Origin of the sequence: Nonomuraea sp. NPDC049637, from assembly GCF_040675235.1 — a bacterium.
GTDB lineage: Bacteria > Actinomycetota > Actinomycetes > Streptosporangiales > Streptosporangiaceae > Nonomuraea.
Genome location: NZ_JBFAOM010000116.1, coordinates 1 through 3840, shown reverse-complemented (window position 1 = coordinate 3840; position 3840 = coordinate 1). Strand labels below are relative to the sequence as shown.

General features: G+C 66.5%; 1 protein-coding gene. It reads right to left on the bottom strand.

Going from position 1 to position 3840, the window contains the following annotated elements; genetic code table 11:
• Window positions 1-3533: glycoside hydrolase N-terminal domain-containing protein (locus tag AB0J71_RS49790; RefSeq protein WP_364421451.1), on the bottom strand; the 3533-nt coding region annotated here is incomplete at its 3' end.
• Between the last annotated feature and the right edge of the window lie 307 nt (window positions 3534-3840).

Here is a 3840-nt window from a genome sequence, read left to right as displayed (position 1 = left end):
ACCTGCCAGGCGATCTGCAGGTCCTGGCTGTCGCCGTACTTCTCGCCGTCCGCCACGCCCGAGATCACCACGGCGGGCGCCTTGGTGTCGATCTGGAACGCGGCGGCCTTGACGTCCTCGGCGTTCCCGGCCTTGTCGGTCGAGCGGTACTTGAGCTCGTGCTTGCCCTCGCCCGAGACGGTGACCGGCTCGGTGTACGGCGTCCAGTCGCCACCGTCGAGCTGGTACTCGGTCTTGCCGACCCCACTGCCGTTCGCCTCGTCGGCGGCCGACAGCGTGACCGAGACCGGACCGGTGTACCAGCCGCTCTGCGGAGCCGCCGGGTCGGTGGTCGCGGTGGTCGTGGGCGCCGTCTTGTCGCCGTCGCCGCCGCCCTTGATCCGGTAGGTTTCGCCAGCCTTCGCGTCGAACCGGATCGTGCGGCCGTCGAGTTCGCCGTGGTAGTTCGGCACGGCCTGGACCTGCACTTCATGACCGTTGGAGTCCGTCACCTTCTTGCGCGCGATGTCCTTGCCCGCCACGGTGAGGGTCTGTGAGACGTCCGGCGTGAGGACGGCATCGGAAATGGTCCCGCCGGACCAGGCGATGTCGACGCCGACGTCTCCGCGAGCTCGCAGACCCGTCACAGAACCGGTGTTCCAGACCTGCGGCAGCGCGGGCAGGAGTTCGATGGCGCCGCCCTGGGACTGCAGGAGCATCTCTGTCGCCCCCGCCGTGCCGCCGAAGTTCCCGTCGATCTGGAACGGCGGATGCGCATCCCACAGGTTGTCGTAGGTGCCCTGCTTCAGCAGGTTGCTGTACAGGACGTGCGCATGGTCGCCGTCGCGCACCCGCGCCCAGAAGTTCAGCTTCCAGGCCATCGACCATCCTGTCGAGGAGTCGCCGCGCGTGTTGAGCGTCACCTTCATCGCGTCGACGAGCGCGTCCTGTTTCGCGCTGCGGCCGGCCACGACCTGGTCGCCGGGGTGCAGGGCGTACAGGTTGTTGGTGTGGCGGTGGTTCCCGTCGCCGGTGAAGTCGATGGCGATGGGGTGCTGCCACTCCTGCAGTTGCCCGCCCGGGTACGTCCGGCCGCCCTCGGTGTACTTGCCCTGCGGGGCGATCTGCAGGCCGAGCATACCGTCCTTGGCCTTGGTGATCTCGTCGATGTACGCCTTCTCGGCCGAGCGGCCCTCCAGGCCGTTCGACGGGTCAGCTGCGTCCAGACGGTCACCGAGTACCTTGTGCGCCTCGATGACATCCTCGAAGAGGCCGTTCACCACCGATTGCGGCTCGGTCGCGCCCAGGGAGTACGGCCCGTGCTCCGGGGAGTACGACGGGCTCACGACGAGCTTGTTGCTCTTCGTGTCCAGCACCAGGGTGTCCACCCAGAACAGCGCGGCATCGCGGAGCATGTCGTAGTGCTTGGCCAGGAAGTCGACGTTCCTGGTGTACAGGTAGTGCTCCCAGATGTGCTGGACCAGCCAGGCGCCGTCCTCGGGACTGTAGAACGCGCCCGAGGTCGCCGGAGCGGTGTTGCCCCAGGTGTTGTTCTCGTGCCAGGTGGTCCACCCGCGAGTGTCGGCGCCGAAGACGCGCTTCGCGCCTTGCGTGCCCCGCGGCACGAGGCTGTCGATGTAGCTGATCAGTGGCTCGGTGAGCTCGGAAAGGTTCGTCTGCTCTGCGAGCCAGTAGTTCATCTGCAGGTTGATGTTGGTGTGATAGTCGCCGCTCCACGGCACGCTCGTGCCGTAGGCCCAGATCCCCTGCAGGTTGGCTGGGAGTGACCCCTTACGGGACGACGAGATCAGCAAGTACCGTCCGAACTGGTAGTACAGCGTCTCCAGGTACAGGTTCTCGGCCGCGGTGTTGGTGCCGTCGCGGTATCCCGCCAGCAGCTGCGGGGTGGTCTTGGCCGTGACGGGCGCCACGTTCCCGAGGTTCAGCTTGACCCGGTCGTAGAGCGACTTGTAGTCGGCCAGGTGGGTCTTGTACAGCTCATCGAAGGTGTGCTGGGACGCGGCGTCGATGCGCTGCTTGACATCGATCAGCGGATCACGCCCGTCGAAGTAGTTGTTCAGCGGGTTCTCGCCCTCATACAGCGGGTCGGCGGTGATGTCCTCCTGATAGTTGGTGTCCGTGGTGGTGAGCAGCACGACGGAGTCGGCGTTCTTCACCGTGATGGCGTTGTCCGTCGTCACCAGCTCGGCGTTCTCGCCCTGAGGAATGACCTTCAGCTGTTGTGCGTAGTGGAGGGCGTCGTTGAACTTGTTGACGTCATCGGCGCCCTGGTTGTGCCCGCTGACCCAGCCGGTGGCTGTCACCGTGTCGCCTTTGACGACGATCGATCGCGGGTCGATCGGCTTGATCCTGAAGGCCCGCGTGATCTTCCCCGGCTTGGAGGCGCTCAGGCGGATGGCCATGATGTTGTCCGGGTTGGAGACGAAGTACTCGCGCTTGAAGTCGACGTCGTTCGAGGTGTACGACACCGACGCCATGCTGCTGTCGAGATCCAGCTCGCGCCGGTAGTTGCTCACCTGCTCACCCGGGATCACGGGAAGCGGGATCTCGATCTCTGACATCTGCGGGCTGTCGCCGGAGGCGGTCGCGGTCACGGCCATCTTGTAGGCGTCATAGGTGCCGGGGACGTCCAGGTCGAACGACTTGTACGTCAGCCGGTCCGAGCCGAACGCGGCATCGGCCACCGTGTCCACGAGCGCCCAGTCCGAGCTGCCCCTCCTGGCGTACAGCTTCCAGCTCTTGAAATCGCGCCCAGGTACGTCGTTGCCGGTCGCCAGGCGGTACTTGGACGCGTCGAACGCCTTGGAGTAGGTCCACTGCACCTCGTACGGCTTGTCGGCGGTGGGCGCGCCGAACTCGTCGGCGTACATCTTGGTGCTGACGGAGCCGTCGAAGAGGTTCTCGGTCCCCTCGGTGTCGCGGGGGTTGGTGTAGTTCGCGGAGTACCCGGTGATCTCGATGGTGTCGCCGGAAGTGATGACGACCGTACTGAGCTGGTGGTAGCTGCCGTAGTTGCTCTTGTCCCCGGTGAGCTGGTTCACCGTGTTCGTGATCTCGGACATCTTCGCATCGCTCGGCGTCGTGGCCGGCGTGATGTTGCCTGCCGCATCGACTGTCGCGGGCGACGTCCCGTCCCAGGCGGACTGCAGCAGCTCCTGCGCCTTCTTGACGATGGCGGCGTTCTCCTGCGAGGTCTTGGCGCTGAACCCGCCGTCATAGGCGGGATTCTGCCCGGGACCACCTGTCCAATAGGTGTGGTCGTTGATGATGATGTCGTCGCTGTCGACGCCACCCATGATGCCGGCGCCGATGAAGCCGTTCCCCAGCGGGATGCTCTCCTTCTCCCAGGCCAGCGCCTTGTCGTTCGCCGGCCCCGCGGGCGCGGAGTACCAGGTCTTCAGGTGCGGCTGGTGGCCGAAGCCGGACGGCTCCTCCGCGGCCGCGACAGGGGCGGTGAGCGCCAGGAGGGCGCCACCCGCGACCAGCGCGAGGGCGAGCGAAGCCGAGACTGACCTCCTCGCACGCCGTCTCACGCCGAGAGGGACGGATCCATCCGCGTGGTTCCGAATTAATCGTGGCACACTCTTTCTCCTTCGAACGGGGCACGCCGAGACGCGCCGGGCGGTGCGACAAGCTGATGGGACGCATGACCCAGGCACGACGGATTCGTGGGGCGGCGTGGGGTGAGTGCCCTCGCCTGGCGAGGGCACTCACCGTCTGTCGGCGACGTGCCGGAGCGGCGCTCTATGGCGGCGTCCGGCACGCCGGTCTCGCTCGCCGTCAGGCCGGCGTGCCGCCGTGCCGGACGATCAGGGCGTCGGCGTCCCGGAGGAGGACGGC